Genomic DNA, 20,485 nt, shown 5'->3' on the forward strand with positions numbered 1-20,485 from the left:
TGAGAATAAGACGTAAAAATAATTACTGAATACTGAAGATGAAGAGCGAAAAGAATGGTTAATTGGTGATAGATGGATGATTTTGTTTGAACAAAGCAAAAAAATCGTAAATAAAAAAGTAAAAAAGATTTTTTGTAAGCAATTACCTGTAATATTTTACTGGTAATTCACCGTGTAAAAAATTCATGAAGCTATCTGGGGGCTGAGTTGTTTATATTTAGAGCAATCGGCGCCTGTAGATAGAAGAGTGCGTTTTTTGCAATATCACTCAAATTAAAATATCAGAAAACCATGAATGCAACTTGGCAACATATCAACCAAGTAATGGACTTTGGTTTTTGGATAAGCGCGCAGCAACAATTAGCACAAGCGTCGCCGAGTCTAGCAGTAAATGAAACAGCTAATTACTTACAGGGGATAGCCCAACAGGTCGTAGCGTTTCTACCGCGATTACTAGGCGCCGTTTTGATACTACTGGTTGGTTGGCTAATAGCTGCTGTCGCTGCTGCCATTGTGAAAGGAGTTCTTAACCGCACAAAAATAGACAACCGTATTGCGGCAAGCGTTACTGGTAGAGATGCACCTCAAGTTGAGGGATTTATCTCTAGTCTAGTTTTTTGGGGCGTTTTATTACTAACAATAGTAGCTGTTCTTGACACGTTAGAGCTACGTGTAGCATCGCAACCTCTCAACAGTTTCCTCCAACAAATTGGTACTTTTCTACCCAAACTCGTTGGCGCCGGAATACTCTTGGCTATTGCTTGGGCAGTTGCAACTCTCGTCAAGCTAATAACTGTACGTGGGTTAGATGCAGCACGTATTGACGAACGTATAAATTCGCCAAGTGATGAAAGAACAGGTATAAACCAGTTATCGCTTTCAGAAACGATAGGTAATGCGCTTTACTGGTTTATATTTTTAATGTTTTTGGTTCCAGTCCTCGATACGTTGGGACTGCAACAAGCGTTAGTACCAGTACAGTCGCTAATTACTCAAATTATTTCGATTCTGCCAAACATTCTTGCCGCAACTTTAATTGCAGCAGTTGGTTGGTTTCTTGCCAATGTTGTGCGACGAATCGTTACAAATTTGTTAGCAACAACAGGTATAGACCACATGGGCAGTCGCTTCGGTTTGAGTAATGCATCTGGAGCGCAGACACTATCGAGTATTATCGGCACAATTGTTTATGTGTTGATTTTGATACCTGTAGCAATTTCTGCATTGACTGCGTTACAAATTCAGGCTATTTCAGTACCTGCCATTGCAATGCTGCAACAGGTGCTAGGGGCAGTACCATTAATTTTCACCGCTGCAACGATTTTGATTGTCGCTTACTTCGTAGGACGCTTTGTATCTGAATTAGTTACAAGTATTCTTACTAGTATTGGATTTAACAACATCTTCAGCATTATTGGTTTACCGTCATTAAATCGCCCTGTTGTTACATCTGTAAGCACTACACCAAGGGTGCCTGCGAAAACACCATCGGAAATTGCGGGCATAATAGTGCTGGTGGGTATAATGTTATTCGCCACCGTTGCAGCAGTAAATGTCCTAAATATTCCAGCATTAACAGTATTAGTGACTGGAATTTTGGTAATTCTAGGAAGAATTTTAGCAGGGTTGATAATATTTGCGATTGGTTTGTTCTTTGCAAATTTAGCGTTTAGCATTATTGCAAGTACAGGTAATGCTCAAGCGCGAATTCTCGGACAAGTAGCGCGAATTTCTATTATTACCTTAGTATCGGCAATGGCTTTACAACAAATAGGTGTAGCCCCCGATATCGTCAACCTCGCATTTGGATTACTCTTAGGAGCAATAGCTATAGCTATCTCGCTTGCCTTTGGTTTAGGTGGACGCGACATCGCACGTTCTCAAGTACAAGAATGGCTCGACTCGTATAAGAGTAAAAGTTAAATAATATTAAGTTAGAGTTCAGATATTACATGTAGAGACGTGGTTAACCACGTCTTTACTTTTAATTATATTAATTTAAAATTTGCATAAATATTCCTAATAAATGGTCAATTGGACGAAGTGCTATTTCATAAATATCAATATATAGTTTTTGTTGTTCTAATTTTAGAAACTTCCATAAAATTCCAGTCGTAATACATCCATAAATAGTATCTAACGTCTGATTATTTTTTTGATTAAATATTTGTGCGGCTATCATTTCGGAAGCGCATTGTCCCAAACCGCTATTAATATCTTGATTTTTTGCTTCTACTAGCACCATTACAGGCGCCTTGATATAATACTGTTCAGGACTAGTGCTAATTAAAAAATCTGGTGAGCCATTTAGACCTTTTGTAATATCAACGTTAAACTCTTTTCCAGAAAATAGGGATATACTATAATCCTTTTTGCGAAATCTAGATTTTAGCCTACGGCAAATGCTTCGCATTACGCTGCGCGACTAATGACATACATATTTATACGCTATCCGTTACATCCGTTGTATCCGTTGCCATTACCTTTGTCGTTTGAGTTTAATTTTGGTTTGTAGTTCTTCTTTGATTCTACTTAAAATTGATTCTTCGTCTAAGTTTTCTAATATCTTACTAATTACAAATTTTGGTCCATCCGAACCCCATGTGGCGCCATTTGCGAGATAAGTTTTGGTAACATGTCCAATAGCATACGTAGAAAATCCAGCTACACCTGCCTGCGTAATTGCCACAGTAGCATAGGCACCTAATGATAAACCACCTGTAGCGGGTGCTGATATTCCAAGCAAGGTTTTTAATGAGCTTAAACCAAAATTAGCTAGTAGTTCACTTGCCGAAATGCCACCCATACTTAGAGCGATTTTTTGCAGCAACTTGACGGCGCCTGCTTCGCTCATTGGAATACCATATAATTTAGACAAGCCAATAATTAATACTATATCTATAACGGCGCCGCTTAATATATCTACTACAGTAATAGGGTTAAGGGCAATTGCCACAGCTTTTGTCATTGTCGCACGCCATATAAACGTATTTGCAGCAGCTTCGCGAATTGCTAGTTTGCGCTGCACTAACTGTTCGTTCACAACGTCAGCATATATCATCGAGTTTAGAGCAACCAGCGCTTTACCCTCACGGTGCAATATCTCTAAAATCTTTAACTTTAAATCTTCCACCCGTGCTGTTCCGGTTAGTAACTGTACCCTTCGTGTACCATCAGGATTTTGTATTAGTGCGCGTACTACTGGAGAAGCTGCTGACATGACTATTTCGTCGGGAGATACCAGTTCCCGTACCCTTTCATCACGAATTTTTTCATAAATTGCCATACGGTCAGCTTCAGGATATTGGTCAATTTTATTAAAGACTAATAATATAGGTTTACCTGCATCACGCAACTGCGATAGTGCTTCATGTTCAACCTTCGTCATGTCACCCGATATTAAAAATAAAATTAAATCGGCTTGCTTTGCGATATTCTGGGCTAAAGCTGCACGTGTTTCTCCATCAACTTCATCTAACCCAGGTGTGTCAATTAATTCCACCTGCGACTGACCACCACTTTTTAACCGCACTCGCAACGCTCTTTCGTTGGCGCCGAATGTTTCTTCTGTTATACTCCAGTTTACACTTTGAGCAGAACGAGTCACACCATGTAAAGGACCCGTCTCAAAAACGTTTTGACCAACCAACGCATTTAATAAAGACGACTTGCCACGTCCAACCATCCCAAACGCTGCTATTTGCACCACCATACGGTCAAGCTTTGACAGCATATTCTCTAAATCATTAATTTCGCTCTCTAAACCCTGCTGTTCAGTTGGTGTTAAGTCCAGCTTTGTCACCATGTTACGTAGAGCAGTTTGTGCTTGACGGTAGTTTAACTCGGTTTGTATCTCATCAAAACTAAATATAGCTTTATCCATCTCTTCTTCCCATACCTGGGAAGTATCATTTGTTTGGTTAGAGTCTGGAGGCGTAGTCGAAGTCATAACGATTTTATATTTTTATATAACTATTATCTATAATCCTAATAATTTTTAAGGACGCATAACTGTAATTTTTCCTTTGTGTGCTTTATGGTTTATTCTTCTTACAGCATATTCAAAAGTATATTTATTTACCACAAAAACACAGAGGTTACAGAGAAAAGAAGTTAATTAATTAACTCTCTTTCTGTAATTCCCTTTGGTCTTGGGCATCATTGTAAAATTGGTAAATAAAGTTACATGTATAAACCCAGGTGCAAGATATGAGCCTTTGACTGGCGCCGCGCTCCAGTAAAAACTGTCGAGCATAATAACAAAACCTAAACCCGTAACTGGGCGTTCGCTCATTTTTAGAACCAAAGGGGAATTAAAGCCTTGATATAAAGGGAAAAAGGCTATTTCTAAGTAAATTAGGAATTGGCAGTAATATTTATGACTATCACAGAAGCCTCTCTTAAGCGGTTATTTAAGGCATAGGGATAGCTTAAATCGTAAAATAGCTAAAAGCCCTATACTAAACGAAAATGCCTGAATCGATTGATTAGTCTGGATTATAAGCCCAGTAAGCCTTAATTAAGCCATGAGGTAAATGCAGGAGCGAACGGACAGCCGTAACTGGAAAAATGTAAATTTTTAGACTTAAATACCTGAAAACTCAGTAATTACTGGGCTTTCAACATTTTATCACTGTCAATAAGTAAACATCCGTTATAAAAATATAGTATAAAAAATAACCAATTAATCAAAAAAAATTTTGTAAAAAAGCGCTTTTTTTGCGACAAATACGTAAAGATTCAAAAATAAAAACAATAAAATATACTTTTTAGATTGTAAATTTTACTTTACTTATGGCTTTGTGCTATTTGCGTCACTTTACTACTTATACATTTTAAAAATACTATTGGTAAGCGTTAGGGATTTTCATGCGTAAGCGTTTAATATCCTTGATTGGTGACGCACCAAACATCCGAGAATATTCGCGACTAAATTGTGAGGGACTCTCGTAACCTACTTGATAGGCAGCATTTACAGCATTGGAGTTTTCGGCAAGCATAAGGCGCCGCGCTGATAATAATCTTAATTGTTTTTGATATTGTAGCGGACTCATGGATGTTACTTGCTTAAAATGGTGATGGAAGGATGAAGGAGACATGTTAGCTTGGTTAGCTAAGTCCTCAACGCGCATCGGCTTTATAAAATTAGCCGTTAAGTATTGAATTGCAAAAGAGATGCGCTGCATATTGCTACCAGATGTCGCAATTTGGCGGACAGCTTCAGCTTGTTCTCCTATTAAAAGGCGATAGTACATTTCGCGGATAATCATTGGTGCCAAAATAGGAATATGCTGTGGTGTATCCAAAAGTTGTGTCAACCTGATGGCGCAATCGATTAATGGTGCATCAATATTGCTGATAAATAAACCTCTTACAGAGTTCTCTTTTTTACTTGTAATTGGGTTAGCTTGGTCAGTAATAATGTCGCAGAGTTGACGCGGGTCTAAACTCAGCTTAAATCCTAAATATGGTTTGTCTGGGGTGGCCTCGACAATAAATCCGCTCAGGGGCAAATCAACCGAGACAACAAGATATTGAGCGGTGCCGTAACGATATATCTCATCACCCAGCAACGCTTGCTTTTTGCCTTGAAGAATGATAGCTAAAATCGGTTCATACACACCGTGAAGCACGGTGCCAGCTTGATACTCTTGCTGAAATTCAAGCTGTTTTATATCTGTCTTATGAAATCCGCTTCCTTTGCCTTCGGTGTGCCGAGCCACTAGTGCCGCCAACTTTTGACATTGCGAATCGATTACATTAAATGAATCTACTGCGGTGTCGTTAGATATTTCAATCGCCATATAGTTTTGGGGCTAATTGAATTATTTTCTTATGCTTATTGTAAACCATCTTTGTCGATCTAAAAAATATGAATTTGGAGGATTAGGCAATAATTTGCGAGGTCTGTGCATTTAAAACTTTGCTTTCTACTCATACTATGAAAGCATCCGAATCAAATATTACATAGTGAGCGATGCAATTTCAAGGTGAATTAAAACAGAAAGATACAGTTGAAATGATTTTTGACCTGCATCTGGCACTGATTGTCAAAGATATTCAAGCTTGGGTAAATTTATTTACTGAAGATGCAGTCATTTGAATATGTCCGGGTGAAATTGAATCAATACAGCGGCGCCTTGCAGCAAGTGGAGCAACGCTTGATGTACAACGGGAATTGGGGAATTTGTTTCGCGCTCTTGGCGACCCTGAAGAAATTTATGCAACAGCACGAACGGATAAAGCAGCTACACCAACAACATTTGAGCAGTTTGCAAAAAACAAATTATTACCGATTACCACAATCTGAGGAAATTTACCAATGTCAAATTTAAATGAAAAAGTCATTATTATTACCGGAGCTAGTAGTGGAATCGGTGAAGCTACCGCTAGATTGTTAGCGAAAAATGGAGCAAAAGTTATTCTTGGCGCCCGACGTACCGACCGCTTAGAAGCAATAGCTAAGGAGATTAACGTCTCTGGTGGAATAGCCGAATATCAAGCGCTTGATGTAACACAACGAAGTCAACTTGAAGCAATAGTGCAATTTGCTCAAACGAAATTTGGTCGCGTTGATGTTCTTATTAACAATGCTGGCGTTATGCCGCTATCTGCACTCGAACAACTTAAAGTTGAAGAATGGGAGCGCATGATTGATGTTAATATCAAAGGTGTTTTGTATGGTATTGCCGCAGCACTTCCCGTTATGAAGGCGCAAAAAACAGGTCAGATTATAAATATCTCCTCAATTGGTGGACATACGGTGTCTCCAACTGCTGCTGTTTATTGTGCAACTAAATTCGCGGTTGGAGCAATTTCGGAAGGATTAAGGCAAGAAGTTGGTGGTGATATTCGGGTGACGGTGATTTCTCCTGGAGTTACAGAGTCTGAGTTAGCTGATAGCATTAGTGATGAAGGCGCAAGATTAAGGATGCAGGAATATCGTAGAGTATACATTCCTGCTTCCGCAATAGCACGAACAATTTTGTTTGCAATTGAGCAACCATTAGATGTGGATATTAACGAAATTATTGTCAGACCAACTGCAAGCTTTTAGGGACTTGCAAAAATTAAATTCTCCATTTGTGGAATGGGCATCCCTGCCCGTTCAAACTGTAGGTTTATTGTTGTTGTAATTGTTCAATCTCTGCCATACTTAAACCTGTAGTTTGGCTAATAGTTTCTATATCTAAAATGCCAAGCAATGAGCGCGCGATAGAAATTGCTTTTTCTTTTGCTCCTTCTTCTCTTCCTTGTTGTAGTCCTTGTTCTAACGCTTCCTGTCGTGCTGTCATCTCAATGGCATACCAATCTCGGTAAACCTTCAAACTCGCTTGATAACTGCGATTTTCAGCAACAGTAAAGTTGGCAATTTCCGCGACCTCAAACAGTTGCTCAAACACTTCTTCCTGCAAAGATTGTGGTGGTTCGTATAACTGGGGTAAGTTGCGAAACAGAAATAGCCACTTGTCAAAGTGCGTCTGCAACTCCTCTAATGTTTTCCTAAACTTCGGCAACTCAATATAAATAAACTTTAGCTTATCATAAAAAACGCGACAATAAGAATCTTTTAGCTCAACGATGTGCAAAAATGTCGGGTCATTTTGATGGTCATCAAAAACAAAATCGAGAATTCCCACTAGATATACAGGAGCTAGTTCGTAACTCCATTCTCCCTTTTGGGCTTGCTCTTGAATTGGAAAACTGGCATAGTAGATACTACGGTCTTTAAAGAAGTTTTGCTTGACTTTTTGCAGTTCCACAATAAATAGCTCACCGTTTTCTGCCTCACAGTAGATGTCAAAAATCGCTTTGCGGTCTATTGTTGTGGCGCCGAGGTTCTCTAAATTTTTAAACGTTACATCCCGAATTTGGTGACGCTGTGGTAGCAACGTATTTAGAAAATCAATCAGCAGACGTTTGTTTGGCTCCGACCCAAACACACGCTTGAAGCCAAAATCTGTTAGTAAGCTAATATATCGGTCTGGCTGGGAGAACACCATAAAAGAGACTTTCATCGGATGAATTGACATCTATAATTATAGAATCACAAATCGATTCATAACTATATAAGATATTTGCCCTCTCCCAGAATGGATACAGAAGAGCGATTTGGGGGCGGCGCCCATCATTGTATAAAGCATTAGTTATTTAGCTTCACTAATCATGTCTGCTGCTTGTTCGATTAGAGAATTTGACATAAATCTTAGGTAGGTAACGCGAGATTCCCTAATCGTTTCATCGAATCAAGTTGTATAGCTGGCGATTTTCTGTGATGCTAACCATACATTGGTAACAGTATACTTCGTAAACACCGACTTTTTGGTGGCGCCGCAAGAACCTTTGAGTTCAACAGTCTTTTTAGCGTCTTTGAATAATTGTGCTTGATGACAGTATATAGAACCATCGGGTTTTTCAAAAGTCAGTTCGGCAATAATATTACTATTGTCTTCACTTGAATCAACGATTCTACCAGCAACTTTATAACTGAACCAGTCCCAACCGTAACGCAATATTAAGTCTCGTTCCAAAACTTGGATTTCGGGTGGTAAAACCCCCCACCCCCGATACACCTGATTCAAACATTCGATATTACCGGTGCGGGTAAGTACGGCTTTAAAAATATCTGGTTCTAAGGCGCCATAATATCTACCATCAGGTAAATCTATCGCAGTTGGAGCAAATCGATGCCCACCAAAATGCGTAGTTTTCCACATCCGCACAGTATCGGGATATAAATTAGATACTAATTCGGAAGCGTAAAAATGAAAAGGGGCGCCATATCTAGCACAACAACGGTCATGACTACCGTGTGTACATACTAAAATATCTCGCTTTACACTTGTTTCAACTTCATGCTCAGTAACATTACCATACAACCACTTTTTGACCAAACCAGCAACTTGCTCGATATTAGGCAAACTATATTCTTGTTTGCGATATCCACTTCCTAAACCGTCTTTACGTTGATATATCAAAAGCGTTGTACGATTCGATTTATGAGATACATCATTGGCTATCAACAAAAACTTTATAGGCAGTCGCGCACGTTTAACTTCTTCTACTAAGTTTTTTAAGTTACTTGGAACCCACTTAGAATCAAACGCTTCAGATGCCCAAGGTTGAGGACACTCTACTAATATATAAGTCTGATGGTTAGCTGCACTGCCAATGATGTCTTCTCCCAAAGAACGTGAATTATCAGAACAAAAGGAATTACTCATTTACCTGTACTACACTTTTTTATATACGGACAAAGAATTTTAAGGTTTTTTACACAGAGTTTGTTAAAAAGGCGCCCTTATTCAAATGATAAACTCGCATCTATCATCTACCAAGAGAGCGATATAAACTAGGGTTTAATTATGATTCTCTAACATTTTGCGATATCAAGCCATCTTTCTTCAGAAACATATTGATAACTTTTATCAACAATCTAAAAACAATATAAATATAGAGCAATATATCTGCTCATCGTTCGTTTTATTGCTTAAGGTTGATTGACAAAAAGGTATGTTTGCTCAGTAATGGCATCACACTTCAGAAATGCCCACTTTTAAGGCTGATTTATGTTTTTGTGCGGAATTTAAGGTTAACCTCCTGAACACTTAACTGTATTTGGCTTTTAAGCTTATGCCTCGACTCTAACTCAAGTTAGAAAAATTTGCAAGTAGTTGCAACTCTTTCTCTTTTACCTTTACAATAATAGGCGCCTATGAACAGATTAAACGTTGATTAAAAGTGATTTATGAACAAACTATAAAGTTCATAGACAAAAATCTATGTCTAAAATAAAATAAAAAACTTTCGCAATAAAATCAGACTAATTGGCAGTAAAGTTAGGATAGTAAGATTCGTAGAAAAAGATGAGTGTATTATGGGAGTTGCTTATTTCAGCTTTTATGCAGAAGCTCAACGATTTTTTACCACGACATAAAAGAGAGGTGAGCATCAGTCATAACTTTACAGAACGGGCATCTATCAAGGATGTGATAGAATCCTTTGGTATACCGCATCCCCCAATACACAGTAGAAATTAGTACTTGTTACTAGTTTTTACCGGGTTAAATGATATCCGTAATGACTACGAAGATAAGGAACTTGCACGAGTTTCCAGTCGTGAAAATCGAATTTTGAAGGGCGCGCGACAAAGGATTGTTGATGCGGGGTATAGTAGTGTATGTTTACTACGTTCGACAAACTGACCCAAATAAACAAATAGTCGAACTGATTCAAAGATTTAACTTATTAAAACACGTGGCGCCGTTTCGTCGCTGCATTCGTTGTAACGAATTGTTAAGCCAAGTAAACAAAGAGTTGGTAATATCAGAGATACCAGAAACCGTCAAACAGATCAACGATAAATTCCACCGTTGTCAAAATTGCCATCAGATTTATTGGAAGGGTTCGCACTACGACCAGTTACACTCATTTATCGATAAAATATTAAAAGACGTGTAAGGTGCGTCACGCACCCCACAGGCCTCATTAGGTTTGTTGGTTGTTTTGGGTGAGATGTGCGAGAATAAGAAAAATAGACAGTCTTCGATACATTTCTTAACAAAGAGAATTTATAGAATGTTGAAATTAAGGCAGAATTATGTATTCAGCAAAAGCAGCAGCACTTTTAATATTGGATGCTCAAAATAGAACGAAAGCTGTACCAGAGAAGTTAGAAAGTGAATTAACGTATGTAGCAGGGTGGTGCTACTGGTATAAAGGAGCAAGTCTCGTCAAAGAGTTTGCTTACTCTTGTTTAGAGTTGTTAACGAAAGAGAAATTAAACCTGATATTGAAAGAGTTAGGGTTAACAGTCGCGAAGTCATCGACAAAAGAAGATATAGTAAAAGTATTAAAAGAAGTTAAGATTACAGAGTTACGTGCGATTTTAACTAAAAAAGTTATGCCAGACTTTGAATTGTCGGTAGTAACTTTTGAGAAATTGTTCCGTATATCTACAGCAAACCGTCGCAGACTGCAAGAAATAAAAGATGCTCTACCCATTCTTTACTGGGGAGAATCAAAATATGGACAGTATCCAGTTTTTAGTTTATTAAAAGTATTAGAAATTTTACATGCAGATAAAACGTTATTAAAACAATTTTATGATTATGTCGAAGAAAAGTTGACGGCAAAAGCTAAACAAATTGCACGAGAGAAAGAATTAGAGCTTTCGTTTAAAGATAAATTTTTGGGTAGAGTTGCACAATATCCAGAGATAGCGAAAAATGACAATATAAAACAGTTAGTTAAACAAGAGAGATATCGAGCAGCACATAATTCCTTAAATAATTTAATTCAGCAGAAAGAAAGAATTGACCGTGAGAATGCAATTGAACTTTCGTTTAAATACGAGTTTACAGAAAAAGCGGCAATATATCCAGATTTGATTTATGATAATAATCTTCAGCAGTTGATTCAAAAAGAATATTATAAAAGTGCGTGTAGATTATTGAATGAGTTAATTCAAAAACAAGATAAAATCAAGCGTCAAAAAGCATTAGAGCTTTCATTCCGAGACAAATTCATCCAAAAATCGGCAGAATATCCAGATTTGGGACAAAGAAAGAATATCCAAACGTTAATTATCGAAGAAAAATATCAAGCTGCATATAACGCATTATCTGATTTAATTAAAGAACAAGAAAAATATGCGCGACTTCAGCAGCAATATTTAAATTTGTGTGAAGAGTTGGGTACAGAAGCAGAACAACACAAAAATTTAAGTGCGTTAACAAAAGCTATTCAAGAATTACAGGTAATTCGTAAAGAATTAACGAACAGCAAAACAATGGGAGACTTAGCAAAATCGTTAGATAATTTGCTGCAACAAGAAGTAGAAATTTTTAGCCAAACTGCTGACCGTCAATTTCAGTATTCCAAAGAATTACAATCAGATAACAAAGCATTAAAGTTTTGTCAAATGGTTTTATCAAGCAAAGGGAACTGTCCAGAAAATCAATTACGGTGGAAAAATATTAAAAACGTTTCAGAGACCATTGCCAACTACGAAGACTTAATTTTTTCTCATCCCGTACTGCTGCAAATTCAGGGTGTTTCAGAACTTACGTAAAAACCACAGTAAATATGCCCATTTGTTACATCTCTTTGATATATTCTAACTGAATTATTAAAAAAATATTAACAAATTTCAAGAATTTTAAAAAATTGTATACTTTATTAACTCTACATGTCAGAAGATAAAGTAGACTGCATGTAATATCATCACTTGAATAAAATTAAGTCTAAAGGCGATAAGCAACGGTACAAAATTACCTTTTGATTTAGCTAATACATGTAAACAGCTTATAAGCTTAACCTTTCCTTATTCAAGTAAATGTAAACTTAAGTGAAGTCGCTATCGAGACAATTATGCATCTACTAGAAAAGGAATTGTGCGAACTTAGACATGTAAATCAGTTATTGAAAGAAGAAATTCGCTGTCGTAGATTGATGGAGTTAAAGCTGCGTAGCTTTGAGACTCAGATGCGGGCAGTTTTGGGGACATTTAACGATATGATGTTGGTGGTATATATTTGTGGAGACGAAATAGCAAATATAGAAATACTCGCGACAATGAAGTTCGATTCGAGTTTAGACGGCGCCAATGATACAATAACTCAAACTATAAAGCAGTTTTTTCAAGAAGATATACTACAAATCTACTTAGAAAAAATTTTACAAGTGTTGAAAACGCAAAAAGCATGTAGCTTTGATTATAGTATATGTTGTGAACGGCGCCTTCTAAGGTATAATGCAAAAATTCACCCAATATCAGAGAATTCGGTATTATGGGTAGGATGCGAAATCAGCGAGAGTAGATTAAGGGAAGTAGAAGCAGAAAAGGTTCTGAAGTTTGAGAGTTTAGTAAATTCGGCGCCAGTAGGAATATTTGAAACAGATGCAAAAGCTAATTATGTATTTGTGAATCCTCATTGGTTGAAGATATCTGGAATGAATTAATTTATAATCCAAAAGTAATGATAAGACGCCTGTATATAGTGAAAGCCAAGTAAGTTTAAAATTGGTAAAATAAAGAAAAAATTTATTGACTCGTTGAAAATTTCTTGTATTGTTTCTAGTTTAATTGCCCAAACTGGTTCACCAGGCAGTAACTGTCCAGATGGAGAGAGTAAAAGCACATAAATATATATTAACGCAAGTACCCACAGTAATATGGATACTAAATTTGTACGTTGTCCTTGGTTTGGCTGTAACATGTTTATATTACGGGAAAAAGCGTAAGAAGCAATAATAAAGGAGTAACTGTGACTACGTACAACAGTTTGCCAACCAACGAGCATGATGTCAACTTAGAACAGGCGCCACAAGAAACAGTATTTCAATGGACAAAACAGTGGTATCCGGTTGCTGTTGTTGATTTTTTAGACTCTAGGCGCCCTCATGCCATGCAATTACTTGGAAAAAATATTGTATTGTGGAAAGATGCGGAAGGAAAATGGCGATGTTTTGAAGATGCTTGTCCTCATCGACTGGCGCCTTTTTCAGAGGGACGAGTAGAATCAGATGGTACACTAATGTGTGCTTACCACGCTTGGCGTTTTGATGGTGAAGGTAATTGTGTTAGCATTCCCCAAGCTAAAGACGAACAAACGGAGTCGCAACATTGCTCAAATTCTAAATCATGTGCAGTTTTTTATCCAACCCAAGAACGACAAGGATTATTGTGGGTATGGGCAGAGTCAGGAGTAAAAGCACAACTTGAAAGTCAGTCATTTCAACCGCTAATTACCCCAGAGTTAGAAAACAAGTCAGATAAAGTAGTAAAGTTATTTTGGAATTTTCGTGACTTGGCGTATGGATGGGACTTTTTCATGGAGAATATTTCTGACCCAGCGCATGTTCCTGTCTCGCATCATGGTATTGTTGGCAACCGATACAAGGACGCTAAATATTATGATATGATTCGCGTTTTGGAGATATCAAGTCAATCCGCGTTTGCTTATGAAATTACACCAACTGCCCCAAATATAAAGCAAGCTGTTAATGATTTTCAACCGCCTTGTTTGATGCGGGTTGTTTCAACTTCATTTGATGGTGGTCAACAGATTCTAGTTTTATATGCTACTCCAACTCGTCCAGGATGGTGCCGTCATATTGGGTGCCAGGTATTAATCAAAAACAACGAAAACAAAACACCATCAGGTTTAGGATTTTTTGGATTACCGATGCCAACTTGGTTAGGTCATATTCTCGCTTCGTTATTTCTACACCAAGATATGGTTTTTCTTCATTATCAAGAAAAGATTATAGCTCAAAAACAAGGTAGATGGTTGAACAAAGTCTTCACGCCTAACCCTCAAGATAAGATGATAATCGCGTTTCGCAATTGGTTAGAAAATAAAGCAGGTGGTGGCATTCCTTGGGCGCCAGAATGTAACTCACACCTTCCTAGTCCAGAACTCGATAAACAAAAGCTATTTGATGTTTGGACGACACACACGCAGCACTGTCGCGTTTGCCAAAATGCTTTAAAAAATATAAATAGGCTAACTGTCTTTGCTTTTGCAACATCTATAATACTTGCATATTTGAGTGTAATTATTGATGCGCGCGCTGTTGAATCTTTCCCTCCTGCTAGTTTTTGGTTAGCTCTTTTAGGCGCCGTTACGTTTGCTAGCACAGGTTATCTACTTCTAAAATTGCGCCGCTTGTTTTACGTATATGAGTTTGAACACGCACGTAATAACTAAAATCAGTACATAATCACTATTCCAAAATTTGACAACCAATGGTTGTCAAATTTTAATACCTTATTCTTTCGTGACATCTCCTACAAATAAACTATTACTCAACTAATTGAGTAAGATTGATGCTTTATACTGTATACTCAACAAAGTGAGTATATTTAATCAAGTTTATTTATAAAAGCTAAAGAAAGAATAGAATCAAGTTATGGCAATATCTCATGCGATTTTGGCGGCATTATTAGATACAGCGTGTAGTGGTTATGATTTGTCGAAGCAGTTTGCGGGGACTGTAGGTTTTTTCTGGCACGCAACGCAACAGCAAATTTACCGAGAGTTGAGTAAATTAGAGGAAGAGGGACATATTGTTGCAGAAGTAATTAGGCAAGAAGGGCGCCCAGACAAGAAAGTATTCTCTGTTACAGAGGCAGGAAAGGAATATCTTCGTAAATGGATATTAGAACCATCAGAAGTTAGTCCCATAAAAGATGAGTTGCTGGTAAAAGTATTTGCGGGTGAAGTGGCGCCGAAACATAAAATTATTAAAGAATTAGAAAATCACCGTGTGCAGCACAAAGATAAGTTAAAAGCGTATCGAGCAATAGAAGAGAAGCATTTTGTAAACCCGCAAACTTTACCTTTGGCAGAAAAGTACCGCTATTTAACGCTTCAGCAGGGAATACGCTACGAAATTGAATGGTTAAAGTGGTGCGAAGATACTATAAAGTTTTTACATGAAGATAATTCTAATTGAATTGGGATATGAAAAAATTACTAATTACAGGCGCCAGTGGTTTTTTAGGGTGGCATATAATCGAGGTGGGACGCAAACACTACGAAGTTTACGGTACATACAACTCGCACACGTTAGAAGTAAATGGCGCCAGTCTACTAAAAGCTAATTTATCAGACTTTGAAGAACTGAAACAAATCTTTACAAATATTAAACCAGATGCAGTAATTCATACAGCAGCAATTTCGCAACCAAACTACTGTCAAAACCATCCCGAAGAGTCTCACGCAATTAATGTCACAGCATCAGCAAATATAGCAGGATTGTGCGCTGAGTATTCTATACCATGTGCATTTACATCAACTGACCTAGTATTCGATGGTACAAATGCACCATATAAAGAAACAGATACAGTCAACCCAGTAAATTTATACGGGGAACAAAAGGTCTTAGCAGAACAAGCAATGTTAAAAGAATATCCTGAAACAGCTATATGTAGAATGCCATTAATGTTTGGCGCCGCAACACCCACAGCAAAAAGTTTCATGCAAGGGTTTATACAAACACTGCAATCTGGCAAAGAATTAAAATTATTTACCGATGAATTTAGAACACCAGTAAGTGGAGTGACAGCCGCCAAAGGATTATTATTAATGATAGAAAAACAATATCACGGTATTATTCACCTAGGAGGGAGAGAAAGAATATCTCGCTACGACTTTGGAAAATTAATGATTGAAGCATTTCAACTACCAGATACAAACCTAAAAGCATGTAAACAGCAAGAAGTGCAAATGTCGGCGCCGCGACCAGCAGATGTATCATTCGACAGTACAATAGCATTTACATTAGGATACAACCCGTTATCAATAAAAGAAGAATTGGTAGGGTGCGTAACGCCATAACAACATTTCAACTTATGGAATAATCTTGTAGCGTTACGCACCATAAAGATTGATTAAGGTCAAATCTACATAAATTTTGATGGGTTGTGATATATTAATATGTGACGACGCAAATACAAAATATGAATAAAAAGCACAAAGTTGTTCTAAGCAATGAGCAACGGATGCAGCTACTTGACTTAGTAAAGAAAGGAAAAGCTAGTGCTAGGACAATCCGTCGCGCGCATACATTACTAATGGCACATGAAGGCAGTACAGATGAAGCAATAGCCAAGACCCTATATACATCTGTAACAACAGTTGAGAGAACTCGTAAGCAGTTCTGTGAAGAAAATTTAGAGCAAACACTAATCGAACGTCCACGCAGTGGAAAACCACGTAAAAAAAAGGCAGGAGTTACGATATTGTCATAATTGGCAACTGGTGCGTGACTAACACCTTTAATAACATATTGGCGACATCAAGCGGCATTGTTTTTAGAATGATTATTATTTATGTAATATAAAGCAGATAATAAACTACAAGTTCTTAAAAGCGGAAAATTAATGCTCCAAGAACAAGGGACTTTAAAATAATAGACCTGACTCGCAACCCTGCGGGAAAACACGTTTACGTTCAAATTTTCCTGACTATCGATGATTATTCGCGAGGATAGCATGTGTGGTTCGTCACTGACGACCTTACTTTTTAATACAAATTTTTATTGCACAGGCAAGATGCCTGTGCCACGTGCTAACTAAGCAGCGCTACAATTTGGGTCTAATTTAATAACTCGGTCATAAGCATAAATGGCATCTTCACGGCGCCCTAATTCTTTAAGACTGTTACCGCACCATAACCAAGCCATTACGAAAACGGAATCAATTCGCAATGCTTGGTCAAATGATGAAACCGCTTCAGAATATTGTTTCATAGAATGTAGTACTCGACCACGATAATAAAAAGCGTTAGCATAATCACCTTTGAGTTGAATTGAACGGTTCAAGGATACTAATGCAGCTTCGTTTCTATCTAATTCCATCAAAGCTACACCGCGATAAAACCATAGTAGATAATTATTTCCTTGTCCAAGTTCTATGGCACGGTCGGTATTTAAGATAGCATCTTCATATTTTTGCAAATAATAAAGCGAAAAAGCACGGTTTTTCCAAGCGTCGCCGTAATCTTCACATAGTTCAATTGCACGGTCATAAGACTTAATTGCTTCAGAGTCACGTTGCAAATAGTAAAGTGCCAAACCCCGAAGATTCCATACTACTGCATCATACGGTTCTAAGCGAATTGCCTGTTCGTAAGAAGTAAGTGCTTCTGAATAACGTTTTAAGGCGCCTAAAGAATTACCACGAACATACCAAACTTTCTCATAATCAGGTTGAATAGCGATTGTACAATCACAAGCAGTTAGCACTTCTTCATGACGTTGAAGCTCTTGCAGCACATAAGCACAACCCAACCAAGCACCAGGTAAATTAGGATTTATTTCAACAGCCGTTTCAAATGCAGTTAGTGACTCTTGGTATAATTTTAACTCCATCAAAACCATACCGCATTTATACCATGCATCAACATTATCTGGTTTAATATCAATTGCGCGTCGATAAGAAGTCAATGCATCTTGACTTCTACCTAACTGAAAAAGCGCATCTCCACGATTTTTCCAAGTCTCAGAAAATTCGGGTTGAATATGAATAGCTTGGTTATAAGACTCAATAGCTCCTTCATAATCTTTGATATTCAACATCAAATTACCGCGACAATACCATGCTTCCCAGTATTTAGAGTTACACTTAATAGCTTCCTCATAATCTAAAATAGCTTCTTCATAGCGCTGTAAATTCCACAAGGCGCCTGCGCGATAATGCCAAGCTTCATGAAAATCAGGTTTCAGAGCAATAGATTGGTCATACGAAATAATTGCAGCCTCACTTTTACCCAAAGATTCAAGCGAAATACCCCGAATCCACCAGGTATAATAATCATCACGATAGCGTAAAAGTGATTGGTCATAAGACGAAACTGCATCGCTGTAGAGTTGTGAAGCAGCCAACGCTAAACCACGATATCTCCAAGGAGCAGCACTATCAGGTTGAATTTTGATAGCTTGATTGTAAGCTAATACCGCTTCAGTAAGGCGCCCTAAGTATCTGAGCGCTTGACCACGACCAAACCAACCCATAAAGTGACTGCTATCTTTAGCAATGCATTGGTCAAAACATTCCAATGCATCGCCAAAGCGTTGTAAATGACCCAAAATAAAACCTATATTTATTAGAGCATCAAAGTAATCGGGTTTAATTTGTAGCGCTTTTTGATAAAACCCCATCGCCTCTTCATACTCTTGGTTATCATAAAACTTGTTACCAACCTGAAACCAATCTTCCGCAGTTACCAAAGACTTTTCGTAAATGTTTTTAGTTGTAGGCACTTGTGTGTAAGTCATATAAAATTTGTATAAATTGCGACAGATATTAATTAATCAATAAGAGTAAGGATAAATTGCCCCTACATTACTTAATACGTCTAAGCACACCCAACTTATGCAATCTAAAATAAAAGAATGTTGTGTATAGAAACTTAGCTATGACTTCTGAGTTATTAGACGAATACTTGCAATGGCAGGCAAAAACAAAAATTGAATTAGTTGATGGACAGTTGACAATTGGTAAAAACAAGTCTTTAAGTCGTTTACTGTTCAATCAAATTTTACGGGGTTGGGGAGCATTATCTGCGGTAGCTTTGGCGCCGGAACAACTTTGGTGGCAAGCACTCAGTTTAGCATTTGAGGCACCTGTAGTACCAGATTTAAACGCAATAGACGCTTCAGCTATACGTAATTGGGCATCTGGAATAAATTTTACACCTGAAGTTACTAAACTTACACGTAGAGGCAGAAAGTGCAGTAATATCCGACAAACTCTTTATATGGCATTATTTGGGTTAAGACGAGGAGAAATAGGAGAATCTTTGGGTGGTGGTTTTGTTAACCGTTTAGGCGCTAATGCCTTTATGCCAGATATATTATTTTATAAATCACAAAGCATAAATCGTATATACGATTATTATTTAGATGGGCCTGCCGAGTTGATAATTGAGTTTATCACTCCAGGTCATGAAAGTTACGACACAGAAGTTAAGCGTTCGTACTATCAAGCAGCAGGTGTCCCTGAATATTGGATTTTTGATGTAGAGCAGGAAAATATAGAGTTTCTTAGGTTAGAGGATGGAGTGTATCAACCGCAACAAATTTTAAACGGACGTTACGAAGTTTCTAGTATTCCAGGTTTAACGTTTTTACCAGCAAAACTTTGGGAAACAGCAAACGATTTTACTTATTTATCAGAAAATGATTTATTCGAGGTAGCTAGCGATGCTTCCAAAGTTGGTAGTATAAAACCTGTCGGTGAAGGAATTGATTGGAGTAGAGGTGAATTAGGATTTACTCCGGCATTGGAGGAACCTGTACCAATTATGTTTGAAGATTATATATACTGGTGTCCAGAGCCAAAGTTTGAATTTATGGATGGGAAACCTTATATAGGTAGCAGAGATGGAATTAAAGGACTTATTGGAATGTTTTTAATGACGTTTGGGTTAGTTGAGTCAGTTAAATTATTACATCCGCGTGAGTGGGTAGAAGCATTACTAACTCAAAGATTTTCTGTGCAAAATATCCAAGAATATAAAGCACAAGTGTGGCAATTAGTACATGAAGTTGCTGTATTACTACGTGAAAAATATGGCGCCACTAGGTTGGGTGTAATAGGAAGATTAGTCAAACCAGAACCACTAAATTTTTGGGATGAGATTACAATAGTAGCCTGGAATTTTCCATTAGGAAAAATGGGGAAAGCATATGTAGCAGTGTCCGAGTTCAGCGAATCATTTTACCTTCATTTAATTGATGTGGAAGATGCTACAGATATACAACTTCGCGCAATTGCTTCTGAATTAATCGAAATTTGACAATTGATTATTTTACTTTTAAAGCTTAATAATAACATGAACCAACAGCAACAAAAATAAAATACGAAAATTTTAGTTAAACATAAGGGGTCAATATTACGATAGCATAACTCGCGGTGCCTATCTAATAAAGTAATATTGAACTGTTATACTTATTGACAGTACTAATTAATTAC

19 protein-coding genes and 1 pseudogene are annotated in these 20,485 nt (G+C 37.5%); 12 read left to right on the top strand and 8 right to left on the bottom strand.

The window, feature by feature from the left end:
- The first annotated feature begins 291 nt into the window (after positions 1-291).
- Positions 292-1,923, top strand: coding sequence for a mechanosensitive ion channel (locus DSM106972_RS09065; protein ID WP_127080379.1), 1,632 nt, complete (start codon positions 292-294; stop codon positions 1,921-1,923).
- Between the two features lie 70 nt (positions 1,924-1,993).
- Here DSM106972_RS09065 and DSM106972_RS09070 read toward each other — a convergent pair whose 3' ends face one another.
- The 4 genes from DSM106972_RS09070 to DSM106972_RS09080 all read right to left on the bottom strand — a co-directional run bounded on the left by DSM106972_RS09070 (position 1,994) and on the right by DSM106972_RS09080 (position 5,804).
- On the bottom strand, positions 1,994-2,413 hold the full coding sequence (locus tag DSM106972_RS09070; RefSeq protein WP_233787580.1) for a hypothetical protein: 420 nt from the start codon (positions 2,411-2,413) through the stop codon (positions 1,994-1,996).
- Between the two features lie 66 nt (positions 2,414-2,479).
- On the bottom strand, positions 2,480-3,949 hold the full coding sequence (locus DSM106972_RS09075; protein ID WP_127080380.1) for a GTP-binding protein: 1,470 nt from the start codon (positions 3,947-3,949) through the stop codon (positions 2,480-2,482).
- A gap of 168 nt (positions 3,950-4,117) precedes the next feature.
- Positions 4,118-4,294, bottom strand: coding sequence for a hypothetical protein (locus DSM106972_RS53280; protein ID WP_186538775.1), 177 nt, complete (start codon positions 4,292-4,294; stop codon positions 4,118-4,120).
- A gap of 550 nt (positions 4,295-4,844) precedes the next feature.
- Positions 4,845-5,804, bottom strand: a complete 960-nt coding sequence (locus DSM106972_RS09080; protein ID WP_127080381.1) for an AraC family transcriptional regulator — start codon at positions 5,802-5,804, stop codon at positions 4,845-4,847.
- Positions 5,805-5,977: 173 nt separating this feature from the next.
- On the opposite strand from DSM106972_RS09080, the gene DSM106972_RS54795 reads away from it, so the two are divergent.
- From DSM106972_RS54795 to DSM106972_RS09090, 3 genes are read left to right on the top strand one after another with little or no spacing between them, the layout of a single operon-like run.
- Positions 5,978-6,103 (top strand): hypothetical protein, encoded by a 126-nt coding sequence (locus tag DSM106972_RS54795; protein ID WP_267901074.1) that lies wholly within the window; start codon positions 5,978-5,980, stop codon positions 6,101-6,103.
- Positions 6,104-6,113: 10 nt separating this feature from the next.
- Positions 6,114-6,335: a hypothetical protein gene (locus tag DSM106972_RS09085; protein WP_158632792.1), complete on the top strand. Its 222-nt coding sequence runs from the start codon at positions 6,114-6,116 to the stop codon at positions 6,333-6,335.
- A complete protein-coding gene (locus DSM106972_RS09090) occupies positions 6,323-7,057 on the top strand; it encodes an SDR family oxidoreductase (RefSeq protein WP_127080382.1) in 735 nt (244 codons plus the stop codon). Before DSM106972_RS09085 ends, DSM106972_RS09090 begins: the two co-directional genes overlap by 13 nt.
- Positions 7,058-7,121: 64 nt before the next feature.
- Here DSM106972_RS09090 and DSM106972_RS09095 read toward each other — a convergent pair whose 3' ends face one another.
- Together DSM106972_RS09095 and DSM106972_RS09100 are read right to left on the bottom strand one after the other, a co-directional pair.
- Positions 7,122-8,018, bottom strand: coding sequence for an Rpn family recombination-promoting nuclease/putative transposase (locus DSM106972_RS09095; protein ID WP_233787581.1), 897 nt, complete (start codon positions 8,016-8,018; stop codon positions 7,122-7,124).
- 228 nt (positions 8,019-8,246) lie between these two features.
- Complete coding sequence (locus DSM106972_RS09100) at positions 8,247-9,224, bottom strand: ferredoxin family protein (protein WP_127080383.1); 978 nt, start codon at positions 9,222-9,224, stop codon at positions 8,247-8,249.
- Between the two features lie 653 nt (positions 9,225-9,877).
- Between DSM106972_RS09100 and DSM106972_RS55725 the strand changes: the two are divergent.
- From DSM106972_RS55725 to DSM106972_RS09120, 3 genes and pseudogenes are all read left to right on the top strand, one after another.
- A pseudogene (locus DSM106972_RS55725) lies at positions 9,878-10,461 on the top strand (Mut7-C RNAse domain-containing protein).
- A gap of 139 nt (positions 10,462-10,600) precedes the next feature.
- On the top strand, positions 10,601-12,073 hold the full coding sequence (locus DSM106972_RS09115; RefSeq protein WP_127080385.1) for a hypothetical protein: 1,473 nt from the start codon (positions 10,601-10,603) through the stop codon (positions 12,071-12,073).
- A 299-nt stretch (positions 12,074-12,372) separates the two neighbouring features.
- Positions 12,373-12,963 carry a PAS domain-containing protein gene (locus tag DSM106972_RS09120; protein WP_127080386.1) on the top strand — a complete coding sequence of 197 codons (591 nt, stop codon included), beginning with the start codon at positions 12,373-12,375 and terminating at the stop codon, positions 12,961-12,963.
- On the opposite strand, the gene DSM106972_RS09125 is transcribed toward DSM106972_RS09120, so the two are convergent.
- On the bottom strand, positions 12,960-13,220 hold the full coding sequence (locus DSM106972_RS09125) for a hypothetical protein (RefSeq protein WP_186538780.1): 261 nt from the start codon (positions 13,218-13,220) through the stop codon (positions 12,960-12,962). The two genes, DSM106972_RS09120 and DSM106972_RS09125, sit on opposite strands and share 4 nt — an antisense overlap.
- Before the next feature lie 48 nt (positions 13,221-13,268).
- Between DSM106972_RS09125 and DSM106972_RS09130 the strand changes: the two genes are divergently transcribed.
- The 4 genes from DSM106972_RS09130 to DSM106972_RS09145 all read left to right on the top strand — a co-directional run bounded on the left by DSM106972_RS09130 (position 13,269) and on the right by DSM106972_RS09145 (position 16,759).
- Positions 13,269-14,714 (top strand): aromatic ring-hydroxylating dioxygenase subunit alpha, encoded by a 1,446-nt coding sequence (locus DSM106972_RS09130; RefSeq protein WP_186538782.1) that lies wholly within the window; start codon positions 13,269-13,271, stop codon positions 14,712-14,714.
- A gap of 202 nt (positions 14,715-14,916) precedes the next feature.
- Entirely contained in the window at positions 14,917-15,462 is a 546-nt protein-coding gene (locus DSM106972_RS09135) for a PadR family transcriptional regulator (RefSeq protein WP_127080387.1), read from the top strand.
- A gap of 8 nt (positions 15,463-15,470) precedes the next feature.
- Positions 15,471-16,346, top strand: coding sequence for an SDR family oxidoreductase (locus DSM106972_RS09140; protein ID WP_127080388.1), 876 nt, complete (start codon positions 15,471-15,473; stop codon positions 16,344-16,346).
- 122 nt (positions 16,347-16,468) lie between these two features.
- Positions 16,469-16,759, top strand: a complete 291-nt coding sequence (locus DSM106972_RS09145) for a helix-turn-helix domain-containing protein (protein ID WP_127080389.1) — start codon at positions 16,469-16,471, stop codon at positions 16,757-16,759.
- 323 nt (positions 16,760-17,082) lie between these two features.
- Here the strand turns inward: DSM106972_RS09145 and DSM106972_RS09150 are convergent, their stop codons facing one another.
- Positions 17,083-18,786 (bottom strand): tetratricopeptide repeat protein, encoded by a 1,704-nt coding sequence (locus DSM106972_RS09150; protein ID WP_127080390.1) that lies wholly within the window; start codon positions 18,784-18,786, stop codon positions 17,083-17,085.
- Between the two features lie 140 nt (positions 18,787-18,926).
- Here DSM106972_RS09150 and DSM106972_RS09155 point away from each other — a divergent pair, with 140 nt between their 5' ends.
- A complete protein-coding gene (locus DSM106972_RS09155) occupies positions 18,927-20,309 on the top strand; it encodes a Uma2 family endonuclease (RefSeq protein WP_127080391.1) in 1,383 nt (460 codons plus the stop codon).
- Positions 20,310-20,485: the final 176 nt, after the last annotated feature.

Origin of the sequence: Dulcicalothrix desertica PCC 7102 (genome assembly GCF_003991905.1) — a bacterium.
GTDB lineage: Bacteria > Cyanobacteriota > Cyanobacteriia > Cyanobacteriales > Nostocaceae > Dulcicalothrix > Dulcicalothrix desertica.